The sequence below is a fragment of the Ignavibacteriales bacterium genome (assembly GCA_026390575.1).
Taxonomy (GTDB): domain Bacteria; phylum Bacteroidota; class Ignavibacteria; order UBA10030; family UBA10030; genus Fen-1298.
Genome location: JAPLFR010000009.1, coordinates 273,040 through 290,141, shown reverse-complemented (window position 1 = coordinate 290,141; position 17,102 = coordinate 273,040). Strand labels below are relative to the sequence as shown.

General features: G+C 43.8%; 17 protein-coding genes. 8 read left to right on the top strand and 9 right to left on the bottom strand.

Annotation, left to right across the window (positions count from 1 at the left end; translation table 11 throughout):
* Window positions 1-27: 27 nt before the first annotated feature.
* The 4 genes from NTX44_09715 (at window position 28) to NTX44_09700 (ending at window position 3,738) form a co-directional block, all read left to right on the top strand.
* On the top strand, window positions 28-900 hold the full coding sequence (locus NTX44_09715) for a hypothetical protein (protein MCX6121883.1): 873 nt from the start codon (window positions 28-30) through the stop codon (window positions 898-900).
* Complete coding sequence (locus NTX44_09710; protein ID MCX6121882.1) at window positions 897-1,544, top strand: hypothetical protein; 648 nt, start codon at window positions 897-899, stop codon at window positions 1,542-1,544. The genes NTX44_09715 and NTX44_09710 overlap by 4 nt, the downstream gene beginning before the upstream one ends.
* 112 nt (window positions 1,545-1,656) lie before the next feature.
* The gene (locus tag NTX44_09705; GenBank protein MCX6121881.1) at window positions 1,657-2,154 is read left to right on the top strand and encodes a YajQ family cyclic di-GMP-binding protein; all 498 of its coding nucleotides are present in this window, start codon (window positions 1,657-1,659) and stop codon (window positions 2,152-2,154) included.
* Window positions 2,155-3,738 carry an N-acetylmuramoyl-L-alanine amidase gene (locus NTX44_09700; GenBank protein MCX6121880.1) on the top strand — a complete coding sequence of 528 codons (1,584 nt, stop codon included), beginning with the start codon at window positions 2,155-2,157 and terminating at the stop codon, window positions 3,736-3,738.
* Between the two features lie 63 nt (window positions 3,739-3,801).
* Here NTX44_09700 and NTX44_09695 read toward each other — a convergent pair whose 3' ends face one another.
* From NTX44_09695 to NTX44_09670, 6 genes are all read right to left on the bottom strand, one after another.
* Window positions 3,802-4,362, bottom strand: coding sequence for a transposase (locus NTX44_09695; GenBank protein MCX6121879.1), 561 nt, complete (start codon window positions 4,360-4,362; stop codon window positions 3,802-3,804).
* Between the two features lie 69 nt (window positions 4,363-4,431).
* A complete protein-coding gene (locus NTX44_09690; protein ID MCX6121878.1) occupies window positions 4,432-6,297 on the bottom strand; it encodes an Nramp family divalent metal transporter in 1,866 nt (621 codons plus the stop codon).
* A 49-nt stretch (window positions 6,298-6,346) separates the two neighbouring features.
* A complete protein-coding gene (locus NTX44_09685) occupies window positions 6,347-7,060 on the bottom strand; it encodes a hypothetical protein (protein MCX6121877.1) in 714 nt (237 codons plus the stop codon).
* 58 nt (window positions 7,061-7,118) lie between these two features.
* Complete coding sequence (locus NTX44_09680; protein MCX6121876.1) at window positions 7,119-8,390, bottom strand: MFS transporter; 1,272 nt, start codon at window positions 8,388-8,390, stop codon at window positions 7,119-7,121.
* Window positions 8,391-8,423: 33 nt separating this feature from the next.
* Window positions 8,424-9,260, bottom strand: coding sequence for an ABC transporter permease (locus NTX44_09675; GenBank protein MCX6121875.1), 837 nt, complete (start codon window positions 9,258-9,260; stop codon window positions 8,424-8,426).
* Complete coding sequence (locus NTX44_09670) at window positions 9,257-10,183, bottom strand: ATP-binding cassette domain-containing protein (GenBank protein ID MCX6121874.1); 927 nt, start codon at window positions 10,181-10,183, stop codon at window positions 9,257-9,259. The genes NTX44_09675 and NTX44_09670 overlap by 4 nt, the downstream gene beginning before the upstream one ends.
* Before the next feature lie 171 nt (window positions 10,184-10,354).
* On the opposite strand from NTX44_09670, the gene NTX44_09665 reads away from it, so the two are divergent.
* From NTX44_09665 to dapA, 4 genes are all read left to right on the top strand, one after another.
* A complete protein-coding gene (locus tag NTX44_09665; protein ID MCX6121873.1) occupies window positions 10,355-11,353 on the top strand; it encodes an aspartate-semialdehyde dehydrogenase in 999 nt (332 codons plus the stop codon).
* Between the two features lie 159 nt (window positions 11,354-11,512).
* Entirely contained in the window at window positions 11,513-12,907 is a 1,395-nt protein-coding gene (gene lysC / locus NTX44_09660; GenBank protein ID MCX6121872.1) for a lysine-sensitive aspartokinase 3, read from the top strand.
* A 5-nt stretch (window positions 12,908-12,912) separates the two neighbouring features.
* A complete protein-coding gene (dapB, locus tag NTX44_09655; protein MCX6121871.1) occupies window positions 12,913-13,644 on the top strand; it encodes a 4-hydroxy-tetrahydrodipicolinate reductase in 732 nt (243 codons plus the stop codon).
* 14 nt (window positions 13,645-13,658) lie between these two features.
* On the top strand, window positions 13,659-14,552 hold the full coding sequence (gene dapA, locus NTX44_09650; GenBank protein ID MCX6121870.1) for a 4-hydroxy-tetrahydrodipicolinate synthase: 894 nt from the start codon (window positions 13,659-13,661) through the stop codon (window positions 14,550-14,552).
* A gap of 45 nt (window positions 14,553-14,597) precedes the next feature.
* Here dapA and NTX44_09645 read toward each other — a convergent pair whose 3' ends face one another.
* Genes NTX44_09645 through accD form a run of 3 tightly spaced genes read right to left on the bottom strand, consistent with a single transcriptional unit; the run spans window position 14,598 to window position 17,089 of the window.
* The gene (locus NTX44_09645; protein MCX6121869.1) at window positions 14,598-15,365 is read right to left on the bottom strand and encodes a sugar phosphate nucleotidyltransferase; all 768 of its coding nucleotides are present in this window, start codon (window positions 15,363-15,365) and stop codon (window positions 14,598-14,600) included.
* Window positions 15,366-15,375: 10 nt separating this feature from the next.
* The gene (gene panC / locus NTX44_09640; GenBank protein MCX6121868.1) at window positions 15,376-16,233 is read right to left on the bottom strand and encodes a pantoate--beta-alanine ligase; all 858 of its coding nucleotides are present in this window, start codon (window positions 16,231-16,233) and stop codon (window positions 15,376-15,378) included.
* Window positions 16,234-16,246: 13 nt separating this feature from the next.
* On the bottom strand, window positions 16,247-17,089 hold the full coding sequence (gene accD / locus NTX44_09635) for an acetyl-CoA carboxylase, carboxyltransferase subunit beta (protein ID MCX6121867.1): 843 nt from the start codon (window positions 17,087-17,089) through the stop codon (window positions 16,247-16,249).
* Between the last annotated feature and the right edge of the window lie 13 nt (window positions 17,090-17,102).

The window sequence follows — 17,102 nt, the reverse complement described above, 5'->3', positions numbered from 1 at the left end:
CCTCCTTCGTTCATCCTCAATCGAAAATTGAAAATCCAAAAACATCTTTTGGCGTGGTATCGGAAGAACGCACGCCCTCTTCCCTGGCGTAAAACAAAGAATCCGTACCGAATACTTCTTTCCGAGATCATGCTTCAACAAACGCAATTAAGCCGGGTGCAATTGAAGTACCCTGAGTTTCTGCGTCAATTTCCCAACTTCGCATCTCTCGCACAAGCTCGCACAGCCGATGTTATCCGCGCATGGTCGGGAATGGGTTACAACAATCGTGCATTGCGCCTCCATCAAATTGCTCGACGTGTCATCGATGAATACGGAGGACGGCTGCCGCAAAATGTTGAAACGCTCCAGCAGCTTCCCGGCATCGGACGTTACACAGCCAATGCCGTTGCTTGTTTCGCATTCGGGCAACAGACAGCGGCTGTTGATATCAATGAGCAGCGAGTGCTTTCAAGACTTTTCCCGCAGCACGCTCAATCTGCCGACATATGGAAACTTGCTGAGCGGATGCTTCCCAAGGGAAAAGCATTTGATTGGAACCAAGCGCTTATGGAACTTGGCGGCATTATTTGTACTGCAGCCAATCCGCAATGTTCTAAATGCCCGCTTACACCGTATTGTCCGAGTGCATTTTCCACCATGAAGAAAAGAAGGCCGTTAAAGAGAAAATCTCAGACTACGATTCCAAACAGAATATATCGCGGACGAGTCATTGAAGTACTGCGCATGGTTGCCCACCACCGATCAATTGAAGCGAATCAGCTGGCAAAATTGGTAAAACCGGACTACTCAATTCGGCAAAAGAAATGGCTGGACAAACTGTTCAACGGGCTTCAGCGTGATGGCTTGATTCACATTCATTCCCGCAACAAGAAGATCTACCTTTCTCTGCCGCGATGAAAATAAATCACCTTCATCGAAACCCTGAGCTCGAAAAGACAGTACATTGTTATAGGTCACGTCAGGTTGCGATACGCGCCCGCTTATCAGAGTTTGCCGCTCGACAGCCCGCAGATTATTTCTACGAGCTTGTCTATTGTCTTCTTACTCCGCAATCGAGCGCGAAGAATGCGGAACGAGTCGTGTCGCTGCTTTATACTGCCGGATTCCATAATAAAGATGTAGATCCAGAACCATTTCTTCGGCGAAAGGAATGCTATATTCGTTTTCACAAAACAAAATCCCGGCATCTTCTCCGGATGAAAGATCAATTTCCTGCGATAGCTCAGAAATTATCGGAACCTGTAGTGGCTTTTGAGCTGCGCGAATGGCTTGTAAAATTTGTCCTCGGATTAGGATATAAAGAAGCGACACATTTTTTACGCAACATTGGTAGGAATGACGGTCTTGCAATACTCGATAGACATATTCTGCGTAATTTGAAACGACTTGGAGTGATTCAATCAATCCCGAAATCTTTAAGCCGAAAATATTATTTGGTCATAGAACAGCGTTTCTCAAAGTTTGCAGTTGAAATAGGAATCACCTTAGATGAACTTGATCTTGTTTTCTGGAGTGCGGAGACCGGCGAAATTAGGAAATAATAAATCTCACATCTCAGCGTTGAGACCTCTCATTGACTTTTAGCGTGAAAGTGACAATATTAAACCAGCAATAAAAGTATTTCAGTCTAAAATAATAACAAGAATTGGTCTCATGGCACAACAGAACTCATTTGACATTGTCTCCGAAGTAAATCTCCAAGAAGTCGATAATGCAGTAAACCAGGCGCAAAAAGAAATTATCCAGCGTTATGACTTTAAAGGAATTCGTACTTCCATCGAATTGGACCAGAAAGAAAAGAAAATCATCCTTCTCACAGGTGATGAATTTCATCTGAAGAGCGTCGTTGATATATTACAATCGAAGTTGATCAAACGCGGTGTTCCGATAAAGGCACTCCGTTACGGGACCATTGAACAAGCAGCCGGCAGTTCCGTGCGGCAGACAGTTACCTTGCAGGTTGGTATAGCGAAGGAAGATGCAAAAGTTATAACAAAACTTGTGAAAGATTCAAAATTGAAGGTGCAAACACAAATCATGGAAGATCAAGTGCGGGTGAGCGGGAAAAACAAAGACGACCTGCAAGCTGTTATGGCACTGATTCGGGGCCATGAGTTTTCGTTCGCATTGCAATTCGTGAATTACAGATAGATGAGACTCGCCTGCTTCTTAAAAGTCATTCTTTTTGCTCTCGTGTTTTCGCTGTGCCAAGCCCAAACAACGGAAAATAAAACATCTCTCACCTTTCGACTTGCATCTGGGGATACAACAGTTATCGGCCGTATCGATAGTGCCGGCGTTCTGTTCTTTTCTCTCAATGATTTTTTAAAATCGTTGCAGCTGCCGGCATCGGTGAATGACAGTACCGGAAAGATCGAATGCCTCATTGCACTGCAGCTCGTGCGTTTTACGGATCGTAATCCGTTTGTCGTTATCACGGAACGAACGAGCAATACTGCAACGATGTACCAAATGTCCGGCAATGTTATTCGCAGGCGCGGAGAGTTTTTTGTACCGGCAAACACTTTTATTCAATTATATGAACGACTCACCGAACAGCGCTTATCGATCGATGCACAGCACAACACGCTGTCATTGGAAACTTTCCGCCGTTTACAGTACTCGGTTGCAGGAATCGAAATCGAAAAAAAAATCAACGGTTCTCTCATTACCATTCATGCTAATACTAAATTGGGAGATGTTGAAAGTTGGTTGAAGCCGGATGGCTGGCTTTTCGTTACTATTATGGGTGCGGATGCAGATACCATTGCAATCAATGCCACAAAACCATTTGGCGCAGTGCGAAAAGTGCTGACATTTCAATCACCTGCATCGCTTCAATTAACATTCCAGGTAACTCCAGATGTCGTTCAGGCAGAGACCGTGAACGATCCTGCTTCCAACGATATTCACATCTCCCTCCGGACTCTATCAACTTCAGAAAAGGAAGAGCTGAAAAAGAAGAAACAGGAAGCTAAAAAGCAACAATTAACCAACGGGCGTGATCGATGGAAATTAGACGTTATTGTGATTGATGCGGGACATGGCGGAAAAGATCCCGGATGCATTGGCGTCGTTGGAACACGCGAAAAAAATATCACACTTGATGTAGGACTAAAACTCGGCCACATCATTGAAACGAATCTCAGAGGTGTAAAAGTTGTCTATACGCGATCGAGCGACAAGTTTGTCGAATTATACAAGCGTACACAGATTGCCAATGAGACAGGCGGAAAATTATTCATTAGTATTCATTGCAATTCTCTAACGCATAAACCTTCACGCATGAACGGGTTCGAAATTTATCTGTTGCGCCCCGGCCGCACCGAAGATGCTGTAACTGTTGCTTCACGCGAAAACGCTGTTATTCAACTTGAAGAAGGATACAAAGAGCGCTATCAAAATTTAACGGAAGAGAAATTCATTATTGTCACGATGGCGCAAAGCGCATACATGAAACAGAGCGAACAATTTGCCGAGAGTGCTGTTGGTTCGATGGCAAAGCGCCTGCGTATCAAAAACAGCGGAGTGAAGCAAGCTGGATTCCAAGTTCTCGTCGGTGCCTCAATGCCAAACGTTCTTGTCGAATTAGGTTATCTTTCTAACAGGAATGAAGAACAGTTCTTGCGCAGTGAAAACGGTCAGGATCGGATTGCTGATGCTCTCTTCCGAGGAATTAAAGATTATAAAATGAAGTACGAAAAATCCCTGCAAGAAGGAATTGAGGATAAATAAAAGTGACCCATTAACAGTACCTACCCTTGCGAAGAGTTTGGAACCTTCGCAAGGTTTTGTATACTAATCAAGCATAAAACGATCAAGCTTTTCTTCAACGCGAGCATATCGTTGCAACTCTATAAAATCGTGGTATTGTTTCCCATTTTCAAAAAAGGAATTTCTAAGAGATAGATCGGTAAGATCTGATTGTCGAACATCTATCCATTCCTTGTAGTCAGAAAACTCCCACTCTTCTGGTGTATTGACTAATTGAGCTGAAACAGGATTAAGATGAATGTAGGCACATAACTGAACTGCATAGAGATCGTTGTCTACCTCGCGAGCTTTCGCTCTGCCTTCGAAAAGTGTTCCTGACCTCTGCTGTTGTTTATTGAAGGCCTGTGTGTATGCATTGAACATGGTCTGGATACAGCGTTGAATGGAACCCTCTAACGACTGCTGGAGCAGGAAGTGGTAATGATTGGGCATGAGACAATATGCAAGAATGGAAGTTTTATCCTCGATTGCGTATTTGTACAAAAGCCGCAAGCAATAGCGGTAATTTTCGTGTGAGAGAAATAATTTTTCTTTGTTCGCGCCTCTGTTAAAGACGTGGTAGTATTTTTCTGATTCGTATTTCATAATTAACGAATCCTTGCGAAGGGTTTGGAACCTTCGCAAGGTTTTGTGAGAGATGGTGACAGTCACGTTTTATTGCACAACAAGGACAGGTACTTTCAGGCCATGCCGCACTTTCGAGATGGAAGTTCCAAAGATGATGTCCTTGATGCCGCGATGACCATGCCCGCCCATCACCAGTAAATCGATCTTCTGCTCAATTGAGAGACGGATAATTTCTTTTGGTATACGGCCGAAACCGAGCACAGCTTGGACTTCTAATCCTGTGGCTCGGAGTTGTTCTGCATGGTTCTCTAAATGTGCTCGGTCATCACGCGCTTCGTCATCGTTTGCGTTCACGCCAAATAATTGTCCCCCGACTCCTTCAACAACATGCATGAGCACAAGACGTGCGCCATTTTGCTGTGCCAGTGTCTTAGCTTGCGAAAGTACCTTAGAATCCATTCCGCTGAGATCAAGCGCGACACCGATATTTGTGAATGGGTGCGAAACCAATTCGAGTTGTTCAATTTCTGAAGGCATTGCGAGTTCTCTCCTGCGCCATGTTTTCGGCAATGTAATATATATGAGGAATAAAAATAATCCGACAATTATTGGAACAAATGTCATCCAAATAATTATCGACATGCTCCCTGCTCCCTTAATCCAATCAGTGATAGTCCCAAATACCAAACGGGCATTTAATCCTACAATGATGATCGCTGCAATCCAAGCAAGAGACTTCACCCATGGCTTATTGACAAACACGCCCATTCGTTCTTTGTCGCTTGTGAAGTTAATCAAAGGAATAATGGCAAACGGCAGTTGCATACTTAAAACAACCTGACTGAGAATCAACAACTCATACGACCCTTGATCCCCGCGGAAATAAATGACGGCGATTGCCGGAACTATGGCAATAGCGCGCGTAATAAATCGGCGAAGGACCGGACGCATTTTAAAATGTAAAAATCCTTCCATGACAATTTGACCTGCATAGGTTCCCGTCAATGTTGAGCTTTGTCCAGAAGCCAATAATGCACCTGCAAATAGAGTGCTTGCCAGCGTTGTTCCAAGCAGTGGCGCTAAAAGCGAATGTGCCTGCTGGATTTCTGTCACAACCAGACCATTCTTAAAGAACACCGAGGAAGAAACAATCAGGATTGCGGCATTCACTAAGAATGCAGCGTTCAGCGCGATCGATGTATCAATGAGATTAAATTTGCATGCTTGCCGTTTTCCCTGTTCCGTCTGTTCGACTAATCGTGTCTGAACGAGTGCCGAGTGCAGATACAAATTATGCGGCATCACAGTTGCACCGAGAATTCCAATAGCGACAAATAAGCTCTCGGAATTTAATCGTGGAAGAAAACCATTCGCAACTTCACTCAGAACCGGCTTTGAAAGCAGCATCTCAATTCCAAAGCACACGCCCATAACAGACACGAGCATGATAATAAAAAACTCCATCTTCCTGATTCCAAAATTCTGGATCACGAGAAAAAGCATGGTGTCGAAACCGGTGACCAAAACGCCGATAAGAAGCGGTAGCCCGAATAGAAGATTTAATCCAATAGCTGTACCGAGTAATTCGGCAAGATCACATGCTGCAATTGCAACCTCGCAGAGAATCCATAAAACGAATACGACCGGTTTCGGATATTCATCACGGCACGCTTGCGCAAGATCGCGGCCTGTCACAATGCCAAGACGAGCTGAAAGCGTCTGTAAAAGCACCGCCATCATATTCGACATCAAAATGACCCAAAGCAGTTGATACCCAAACCGCGAACCGCCTTCGATGTCTGTTGCCCAGTTTCCTGGATCCATATAACCAACACTGATTAGATACGCAGGGCCGGCAAAGGCAAGAAACCGCTTGATCATCCCGTAATTTTTGGAAATGTTCACAGAGCCATGCACTTCAGAAAGCGAGACGGATGTTTGGCTGTTTTTCATTCCTTTGATTTCTTACACTGAATGCCGAGCGCTGATACCTGAGGCTTCATCACTTTTCTTTCTTCTCAAAAAGTTCATCCGAGAGCCCGATATTGATTTTGTAATTTGAATAAACGACTGTCACCGTACCGCTTCGCGGCATGGAACGCTGAGCACCTTCCAATTGACTGTCGAGTGATGGCGTAGAATCTTTCTGCATCTTATCCGAATCTGACGCGAATGATACAACCAACTTTGATGGAAGCCAATATTTCTGTTGTTGGTATTCATAAGTGAATGTCATGGAGAGCGTGCGTCCCTCATACGGGATGGTTTCTATCTTCGTGATAGTCCAAAACATTGGATTCACCCACATGGAAAGCGCACGGAGACGAGTTTTCGCATCTTTGGCGGCAAGAAGGAGTTTGATCAATTTTATTCCACCGACAGTTTCGCGCACTACCGAAGTTGCGAGATAATGTTCTTTGAATACCGATGGATTCAACGCAAGGCCTTCACGCGGCACAAGAAGAAAACTCTGCGATGAGAAATGAATTTTATCCGGTTTCTTGAAGAACAATTCAGCATGCATTTTGGGAATTTGTACGCGTTCCATATTAATTTCGGCATCGATAACAGCGGAGAAATCCTTTACTTCTTCAAACCTTTTATCGATCTTCGTTAATATTTCATCTGCATCACTAATTTTCAGTACCCGTTGAGCAAACGCATGGCACATGATCAATGCGCTTATCAATACTATTTCCAAAATTTTCATAATCATCCCTTTCTCTTTCACAAGACTGGACGATATCCTGTTTCGTATTTCTTTATAATGCCGTCTAAACTGTTTTAGTTTCTTGTGCCTTGACGATTTTATTGTAAAGCAGCATCAAGATAGTACCAAGCGCTCCAATGCCTATGAGTGCAAACCAGACTAATTCCGGCTTGCCGCTTGCCTTCGACGTTTGATATAGCCACCCGCCTATTGGATCGCCGACAAATCTTGCAATCGCAATCGGCAGAAAAGCATACCCCTGAAATAATCCTTGCTGCCCCGGAGGCGCTATTTCTGAAATGTATTCGTAATACCGCGGTGCTTGAATCATTTCACCAATTGCAAATGCAACGATTCCCGCCGCAATTGTTGGAATACTTGGATAGATACCGATAATCAGCCAGATGAGACTGGAAATCGCAAAACCGAGAACAATAGCGCTGCGCGTCGGGATATTCTTCGTAAGACGGTTGAGCGGAATCTGAAACAGAATAATTGCACCAGCCCCTGCCCACGACTGAAGAATTTCATAAGGGGCGTTCGCATTGATATAATCTGTTACGTAATATGGTACAATAATAAATTCCTGCCAGAAAATAATCCAATAGAGTGAATAGATAAGGAGAAAAATCATGAACTTCACATTTGCCAGAACGACAAAGAGGTTGGCAATTTTCTTTCCAAAAGATTCCACAACAACTGTCCGCGTGCTCTTCACTTCTTTGTAAAGGATTAAATTCACGACAAGCATTGCAAGGCAGCTGAGAGACGATACCATATAAACAAACTCGTTGCCGAAGCTATCCCGTACAAAATAAGCAATCGTAGGCCCTAACATTGCTCCAACATTGACTAACCAGTAATAGACAGCAAAACCAAGCGACTTGGTTTCTTCTTTGGAAGTAACCGCAACTGTTCCCAGAACAGAAGGTTTGATAAACGAACCGCCAAACGCTGTAAAGATAAGAAATATCATCAAAAGCCAATAAAGATTGAAGTTACTATACACACCGGCAAATGCAGCCATTCCAACTGAGCCAATCAAGAAATATCCAAGAGCAAGAATTGTGAATGCAATGTTGAATGCACGGCGGAATCCCCATTTATCAGCGAGCGTGCCGCCAAGAATTGGCAGTAAATAAATCAAACCGCCAAAGATACCGGAAAGCTGCCCTGCCTCTGTTTCCGTAAAACCGAGTTTGTTACGGAGATAAATCATGAAAACAATTTGCTGACCATAATACGCCAGCCGCTCAAACAATTCCATCCCGTTTGCTACCCAAAACGTTGGATGGAATCCATTCCTTATCTCCTGCACCCTTGCTTTAATATCCACGCATTCTCCTCGCTTTGTGACAATTCAATTATTTTATGAAAGAATATCCTTCTTCACAAACACACTCCACGCTCCCAGTACTGCCGCTAATGTCCATGAGCCCATAAACAACATTCCCATCTTAACCTCATTCCATGGAATAGGATCCATAAATATTTTTTGCCACATGTCGAGATACCGGGTAAAAAGGAATTTCTTTGGAATTTCAAACATCTCTACCGGCATAAGAGTTATCACTGTGCACACAATCAGCAATCCCATCGTAGCGACAATGGGGCCGATTGCATTCTCGACAAACGATGAGAAGAAAAATGAAATCGATGCAATGGTAATCATAGTCCAAGTGGCAAGAAGATAGGCGATGAAAAACCGCCACGCAACTTCCGATTCAGGAAGAAGAAGAATATTGCGAGTTATAATAACGAGATCACCACGACCAAGCAACGTCAGAGCCAAACCGATACTTAAAGCCGCTAAGAAGAAAACAAAAATAACGGTGTAAATAAGTGTTGTGATATATTTCGAAATAAAAATACGCGTACGTGAAACTGGCCGAATGAGGATGAGACGGTAGGTGCCTGCTGTCGCTTCGCCGGCAAGCTGATCTCCAGCAACAAATGAAATGAGTAACGGGATATGCAACCAGAGACTGTTCATAATCTGATGAGCGACAAACCAGCCATTAAAAATATTCCCAAAGAATAGAAAATCTCTTGACAATCCGCGCATTGCCATCGTCAAAAAGCGGCCGCCTTCTAACTTCATCGCCACTTCCACGAGCGGAACAATCACCAGTACAATTCCGAAGCCGAGATACGTGCGCTTCTTCATGAATATTTTTATGAGTTCGTAATAAATAAGCCGAATCACGTGTCCACCTTGTTTGACTGTTCGGTCATAGAAAGAAATAAATCTTCGAGCGAGCGTTTCGGAATTAATGCCTGCACGCGAACTCCGGCTTGCACAAGTGATTTGTTTAACTCAGGAATGTCGGCAAAGTCCATTCTCACTTTAAACATCTCTTGTTGTACGTCGTATGCTCCGATTATTTTTTTTAGCCTCCGCAAAACGGACTCAACTTTCTTCTGTGGTTGAGCTTGAATCACAACATATTTCTCCCCTTCATCTAAGAGTGTGCTCACATCTCCTTGTATAACTAATTCACCGTTGTTAATGATCACCATACGATTGGCGACTAATTCAATTTCATTGAGCAGGTGAGAAGAAAGAATAATTGTTTTCTTTCGTTCGCGCGAAAGATGCACAATGAGATCCCGCACTTCTTTCATTCCCTGCGGATCGAGTCCGTTCGTAGGTTCGTCGAGGATCACAAGTTCAGGATCGGAGAGCAATGCCTGTGCAATGCCCAGCCGCTGTTTCATCCCGTGCGAATAGGCCTTTACATTGTCGGCAGCACGACTTGTTAAGCCCACCAGATCCAGTACTTCTAGAATTCTCTTCCGTTCTACACCGCCGGTAAGTGCCCCAATGATTTCTAGATTTTTATACGCGGAGAGGTATAAATAGAAATCGGGCTTCTCGACAATTCCTCCGACACGTCGTAGTGCATCCGATCGCCGAGACTTGAGCGAACAACCGAAAAGTTCGGTTTCACCTGTTGTTGGTTTAATAAGCGATAATATCATTCGGATAGTAGTGCTTTTTCCTGCCCCGTTCGGTCCCAGAAAACCAAACACATCACCGCGAAGAACTTCAAGATTAAGATTCTTGACAGCCCAGCGTTTTCCGTACCGCTTTCCAAGCTGACGCGTTTGTAAAATATATTCGTTCATATCAAATTCGTTCTGAGAATATTATTTCCATAGCCAATATACCAAGCTCTTCATTCTCGTTCAATATAAAATATTTTACATGTTATGGAAGAATTTATTTGAAGAAGAGCGTTGGAATCTGTATCTTAACTAAGGTAAAGTAGTCTTTCATCAATATAATAAAGTGACATAATGAGAAAATCATATACAGTTGCGGTCGCAGGAGCGACTGGTTTAGTTGGACGTACCATGACGACAGTATTGGAAGAACAAAATTTCCCCGTGGCGCGTTTTGTTCCACTTGCTTCTGCGCGTTCTGCGGGTATGGAAGTACTCTTTCAAGGTAAACCTGTGAAAGTGCAAACACTTACCGGTGATAGTTTTTCTGGAGTAGACTTCGCGCTTTTTTCTGCAGGTGCAAACACCAGCAAAGAATTTTCGCCTAAAGCCGTTACACATGGCACAGTTGTCATTGATAACAGCAGTGCATTTCGGATGGATCCGGATGTTCCACTTGTTGTGCCAGAAGTAAATCCTGAAGATGCCTTCAAACATCATGGCATTATTGCCAATCCAAATTGCTCGACTATTCAGATGGTAGTAGTCTTGAAACCGCTGCACGATGTGTTCGGTATCAAGCGCGTCGTGGTTTCTACCTATCAGTCTGTTACAGGCGCCGGCAAGAAAGGCGTCAATCAGCTGGAAGATGAAATAGCAAAACGACCGTTGCGTGAGAAAAAATTTCCCCATCCAATCGCGTTCAACATTCTGCCACATATTGATGTCTTCCTTCCGGATGGCTATACGAAGGAAGAACAAAAGATGATTTTGGAGACGAAAAAAATAATGGGCGCAGATATTCCCCTCACAGCGACCACGGTACGTGTGCCTGTGTTCGGCGGACATAGTGAAGCAGTAAACATTGAATTTGAGCGGCCGTGTACACCGGAAGAAGTGCGTACAATTCTGAATCATGCACCGGGTGTCATCGTGGAAGACGATCCGTCAAAGAACATCTATCCGATGCCTATCAATGCATTCGGAAAAAACGAGGTTTTCGTCGGGCGTATCCGAAAAGATTTTAGCGTTGCGCATGGCATCAATCTCTGGATCGTCTCAGACAATATCCGGAAAGGCGCCGCAACAAATGCAGTGCAAATTGCGGAATTACTTACTTCGCGAATGGAATAAAGACAAGGATAATTCACAATTATCAAATATTCAAATAGCAAATAATTTCCAAATCCCAATCATTTAAATATAGTTTGAGATTTTATTTTTGAAATTTATTTGATTTTTGTTTTTTGAAAATTGTTATTTACTATGAAGCTATAGAATGAGGTCTGATACATGATTGTAATGAAATTCGGCGGCACTTCTGTCGAAGATGCCAAATCGATGCGCACGGTAATCGAAATTGTACGAAAGGAACGTGCACAGACACCCATTGTGGTGCTCTCTGCCATTTCCGGGGCAACCAACATACTTTTAAAATCCGCACGAACTGCACAGGAAGGTAAACTCGAAGACGCAATCCTTCTTTTAAATGAACTCTTTGATCGTCATGTCACAGTGATGGAAAATCTTATCGATCATCGCCAGACGGTTCAGCAGCTTATCGCTTCTTTTAAGCAGCGGTTTGAAGAACTTCGAAATCTATGCCGCGGCATTGCTATTCTTGGCGAGTTGACAAATCGTTCGTTAGATGCCATTGCTTCTGTCGGTGAACTCCTCTCCTCACAAATTCTGAGCGAAGCAATCCGTGCACAAGGACTCCCGGCGCAATGGATTGATGCCCGTTCATTTATGATCACTGATAATCAATTTGCTTCGGCGGTACCTCAATTTGATCAGATAGATATTAAAGCAAAGGAAATTCTCTCTCCGCTCATATCTGCCGGAAAGATTATTATTACACAAGGATTCATTGGATCGAATGCCAAAGGCACGACCACAACCTTAGGCCGCGGAGGTTCGGATTATTCTGCTTCAATTATTGGTGCAGCATTGGATGCCGAGGAAATCCAAATCTGGACAGATGTCGATGGAGTGCTGACAGCAGACCCGCGCATCGCTCCTGGGGCACAGAAACTCAGAATGATCTCATTCCGCGAAGCAGCAGAGCTTGCCTATTTCGGGGCAAAAGTTTTGCACCCCAGCACGATCTTTCCCGCAGTAAAGAAAGATATTCCTGTGGTTGTGTTAAATTCAAAGCGCCCGGAAAACAGCGGTACACGGATCGTTTCCCATCCACCGAAAACACACATTCCGGTAAAATCCATCGCATGCAAACGCGGTATCACAGTCGTGAATGTGCAATCACTGCGTATGTTGATGGCTTATGGTTTCCTTGAATCAATTTTTTCTGTCTTCAATAAGTATCAGACACCGGTTGATCTCGTCAGCACTTCTGAAGTGGCCGTTTCACTCACCATCGATTCTACAGCGACACTTGATAAGATTGTTGCAGAGCTTTCTGAATTTGCTGAAGTTTCGATCTTAGAACACCAAGGAATTATTTGCGTGGTTGGCGATCAAATGCGCTCCACTGCTGGTGTTGCAGATCAGATTTTCAGCGCACTCAAGGAAGTGAACCTGGTCATGATCACGCAAGGAGCATCGGAAATCAATATGAGTTTAGTGATCGATGAAACACAGGTAGATGAAGCTGTGCGACGGCTGCACAAGCAATTTTTTGAGTCCATTCCTGACACTGATATGTTTGAACCAGTTGGAGGCAAATAACTCCAATGCGTTTAGCACTTGTTGGATACGGAAAGATGGGCAAAGAGATTGAACGCCTCGCACATGAACGCGGGTGGAGTGTTGAACTCCATGTCGATATCGATACACCGCCTGTCACGAAGGCGCAGCGTGAGAATGTAGATGTTGTGATCCATTTTGCAACCGCCAAGAGCATTATCAACGATCTGACACCGTGGGCTAAAGCGCATAAACCAATTGTTGTCGGAACAACCGGCTGGCAAGATCAATTGCCCAGTATAGAAGCACTCGTTAGTAAGAATCAGATTGGTCTCATTTATGCGTCAAATTTTTCGCTGGGTGTGAATATTTTCTTCCACCTCGTTAAGACTGCGGCACAAATGATGGATAAATTTTCAGAGTACGATGCTTTCATTCAAGAAATTCATCATAAAAATAAAATCGATAGCCCGAGCGGAACTGCGCTCACGATGGGACATATTGTTCTTGAGCACATGCGAAGGAAAAAAGAATTATTGAGCGAAACATCGCACGATAAGATACGGCCCGAACAGCTTCATGTCTCTTCCACACGAAGCGGCACAATTGTCGGTACACATACACTCGCGTTCGACTCTGCCGCAGATACGATTGAACTGAAACATACTGCAAAAGACCGGTCCGGCTTAGCGTTCGGTGCGTTGTTTGCCGCGGAATGGATTCGAAATAAAAAAGGGCTTTTCACTATGGATGATGCATTTCAAGATATCTTCAAATAAGGAAACCGTTCGTCATGGCAGCACAGACAAAATTTCGAGGAACAGCTACAGCGATCATCACTCCTTTTACGAAAGACGGTTCGATCGATGAAACTGCATTGAGGCGTTTTGTAGATTTTCAAATCAAGGGCAGCGTTGAAGCGCTTGTACCGTTGGGAACAACCGGCGAGTATTCAACGCTCAGTATGAAAGAACAGCAACGCGTCATTGAAATTGTGATCGAACAGGCAAATGGGCGTGTAAAAATCTTTGCCGGTGCAGGAAGCAACAACACGGCCGAAGTGATTGAAAAAGCGCGCTTCGCCAAACAAGCAGGTGCGGATGCGGCACTTATTGTTGGTCCCTATTATAATAAGCCGACACAGAACGGATATTTTCAGCATTTCAAAGCAGTTGCCGATGCGGTCGATATTCCCATTATCGTTTATAATGTTCCGGGACGAACAAGCGGAAATATCGAAGCTGCGACTGTGCTGAAAATGGCTGAAGAGATACCGAATGTTGTCATGGTAAAAGAAGCTTCCTGCAATATGGCGCAGGTGATGGAAATCGCACGCAACAAACCGAAGAATTTTTCACTTCTCTCTGGCGATGACGCACTTGCCTATTCCATAATCGCCCTCGGCGGCGATGGATGTATTTCGGTTGTTTCAAACGAAGTGCCAAAAGAATATTCTCACCTCATGCGTTTATGCTTGAAGGGTGAATGGACGAAGGCCCTTCAACTTCACTTTCGCTTGCTACCCCTTATGAACATCAATTTTATAGAGTCCAGCCCGATTCCGGTAAAGACTGCACTCACGATGATGGGAATGATTGAAGAATCTTTCCGCCTGCCTTTGGTACCTATTACAGAGCCAAGCCGCGCAAAGTTAAGGAAAGTGCTGGAAGATTTAAAATTGATATAAGGAGCGCACGAACCTTGTCAAAGTTTGAAACTTTGACAAGGTTGTTCAAGATTGCATCCGTTTTTGTTTGATAGTCTCCGCCTCTTTCAGCTGTTCTATTGTGTTAATACCACGAATCTCGTCAACATAAGTTGCCTTTAAGGCAGAGACTCTCCAATGATGTTTCCAGAAATATTCAAAGACATCCGTTAGGTAATATTCCTTTTGAACATTATGTGGCGTTATATGCTGCAAACCATCGAATAGCTTCTGTTTGTCAAAGATATATATACCTGAATTAATCTCCTTCACTTGACGCTCTTCTTCTGTTGCATCCTTATGCTCGATGATTTTCTTCACCGAATTATCATCGTTTCGTATAATACGGCCATAACCGGTTGGATCATTAAAATGTGCAGTAAGGATGGTGGCAACCGCCTGTGTCTGAAAGTGATGTTCAATAAGTTGTTGTATGCTTGCAACTGTTAATAGCGGAACATCACCAGAAAGCACGATCACATCTCCATAAAAATCTTTTAGCGCATTCTCCGTTTGCATTACGGCATGACCAGTGCCAAGCTGTTCAGCTTGGACGGCAATCTCAATATTGGGATGCGATTTGCAAATGTGATTCATTACCACATCTCGTTGATGTCCAACAATTGCAATGACACGGTCCGCTTTTAGATTAAATGCAAGGTCAACAACATAATGAATCATCGGTTTACCAAGGACTTTATACATTACCTTCACCTTGGATGGATCCTTCATGCGTGTTCCCTTACCGGCCGCCATAATCACTACAGCTAAACCGCGCTTCTTTTCTGTTTTCAATATTGTTTCCTCATTGTAACTGAATGCAAATATTATCAATAAGCCGCGTCGAACCGAAACGTACAGCTATCGCTACGAGCACTTCCGGCGATTCAATTATTTCCACTTCCTTAAATATTTCCGGATTGACAATTGCGATGTAATCGATTTGACTTGGATTTCCACTTTTAATTATTTTTTCTATTTCAACACGAATGTCTGCTGCCTTTTTTGCCCCATCCCTAATGCGTTGAGCAGCGTGCTGAAGTGAACGATAAAGCACCAGCGCATTCTTTCGTTCAGTTTCGTTGAGATATACATTGCGCGAACTCAACGCCAGTCCATCTTCTTCTCGAACAATGGGTGCAATGATAATATCTATATCGAAATTCAGATCTTTCGCCATCTTTTGGACGATGAAAGCCTGCTGTGCATCCTTCTGTCCAAAGACGGCGATATGTGGTTTTGTGATATGAAAAAGTTTTGCTACGACCGTCGTGACACCTCGAAAGTGAACTGGACGGAAAGCACCCTCCAATATTTTTGATGCCCTCTCAACTTCTACCGTACTATTAAAATCCTCTGGATACATTTCTGCGACCTCTGGAAAGAAGATGAAATCTGAGCCCGCATCCTGGGCAATTATTTTGTCGTGTTCAAGGTCTCGAGGATAACGATTGAAGTCTTCGTTTGGAGCAAACTGAGTAGGATTAACAAATATTGTGGTAATGACAACATCTGCACGAGAACGTGCAATTTCAATCAAACGTGCGTGTCCGCGGTGCAGATATCCCATTGTCGGAACCACGCTAACGATCTTACCCCCGCACCGAAACCGTTCAGCAATATCCTGCATCTCACGGATCGTTTTAACTATCTGGATAGACACCTGAACCTTTTCGTTATCCTACAAGACTCCGAATTACTTTCGTAGTTGTTTCTTTGAGTTCTTTCCGATGAACAACGAGGTCGACGAATCCTTTATCCATCAAAAACTCTGATCGCTGAAATCCTTGAGGCAAATCTTTTCCAATTGTCTGCTTAATAACACGCGGACCTGCAAATCCGATAAGCGCGGCAGGTTCCGCAATGTGTATATCGCCTAACATTGCAAAACTTGCAGTCACACCGCCTGTTGTTGGATCTGTAAGGATGGAAATGTACGGCACACCTGCATCGGAAAGTTGTGCAAGTTTTGCGCTCATCTTAGCCATCTGCATCAATGACATTGCGCCTTCCATCATCCTTGCACCGCCTGTGGAAGAAACAATGATCATCGGTTGTCTCTTTTTACGAGCAACGTCTGTTGCACGTGATATTTTTTCTCCTACAACAGAGCCCATGCTTCCTCCGATAAAAGCGAAATCCATGCAGGCGATGACCACTGGAATTCCATTCATCATTCCTTCGCCGGTCCTCACAGCATCATAGAGACCGGTTTTTTTTATGGTCGTCTCCACACGGCTTGCATACGATTTTGTGTCGGTGAACTTCAGGGGATCCACAGAGCGCATTTTCTTGTTCATCTCTTTGAATGTACCGTTGTCAAGCAGTATTTCGAAATACTCTTTGCTGCCAATACGGAAATGGAAGTTACACTTTGGGCATGTGAAAAGATTTTTATCTAACTCCTTCTTATGAATGATCTCGCTGCACCCGCTGCACTTCGTCCACATACCATCGGGAATGTCCTTCTTCTGACCATCCGACGAAATATTTTCTTGTGACCGCTTGAACCAAGCCATTGTAATCTCCTTT

Excerpts from the sequence above, each read along its gene's own strand:
- NTX44_09710 (MCX6121882.1), top strand. The coding sequence starts at position 897 with ATGAAAATAAATCACCTTCATCGAAACCCTGAGCTCGAAAAGACAGTA.
- NTX44_09705 (MCX6121881.1), top strand. The coding sequence starts at position 1,657 with ATGGCACAACAGAACTCATTTGACATTGTCTCCGAAGTAAATCTCCAA.
- NTX44_09700 (MCX6121880.1), top strand. The coding sequence starts at position 2,155 with ATGAGACTCGCCTGCTTCTTAAAAGTCATTCTTTTTGCTCTCGTGTTT.
- NTX44_09695 (MCX6121879.1), bottom strand. The coding sequence starts at position 4,362 with ATGAAATACGAATCAGAAAAATACTACCACGTCTTTAACAGAGGCGCG.
- NTX44_09690 (MCX6121878.1), bottom strand. The coding sequence starts at position 6,297 with ATGAAAAACAGCCAAACATCCGTCTCGCTTTCTGAAGTGCATGGCTCT.
- NTX44_09685 (MCX6121877.1), bottom strand. The coding sequence starts at position 7,060 with ATGATTATGAAAATTTTGGAAATAGTATTGATAAGCGCATTGATCATG.
- NTX44_09670 (MCX6121874.1), bottom strand. The coding sequence starts at position 10,183 with ATGAACGAATATATTTTACAAACGCGTCAGCTTGGAAAGCGGTACGGA.
- NTX44_09665 (MCX6121873.1), top strand. The coding sequence starts at position 10,355 with ATGAGAAAATCATATACAGTTGCGGTCGCAGGAGCGACTGGTTTAGTT.
- lysC (MCX6121872.1), top strand. The coding sequence starts at position 11,513 with ATGATTGTAATGAAATTCGGCGGCACTTCTGTCGAAGATGCCAAATCG.
- dapB (MCX6121871.1), top strand. The coding sequence starts at position 12,913 with ATGCGTTTAGCACTTGTTGGATACGGAAAGATGGGCAAAGAGATTGAA.
- dapA (MCX6121870.1), top strand. The coding sequence starts at position 13,659 with ATGGCAGCACAGACAAAATTTCGAGGAACAGCTACAGCGATCATCACT.
- accD (MCX6121867.1), bottom strand. The coding sequence starts at position 17,089 with ATGGCTTGGTTCAAGCGGTCACAAGAAAATATTTCGTCGGATGGTCAG.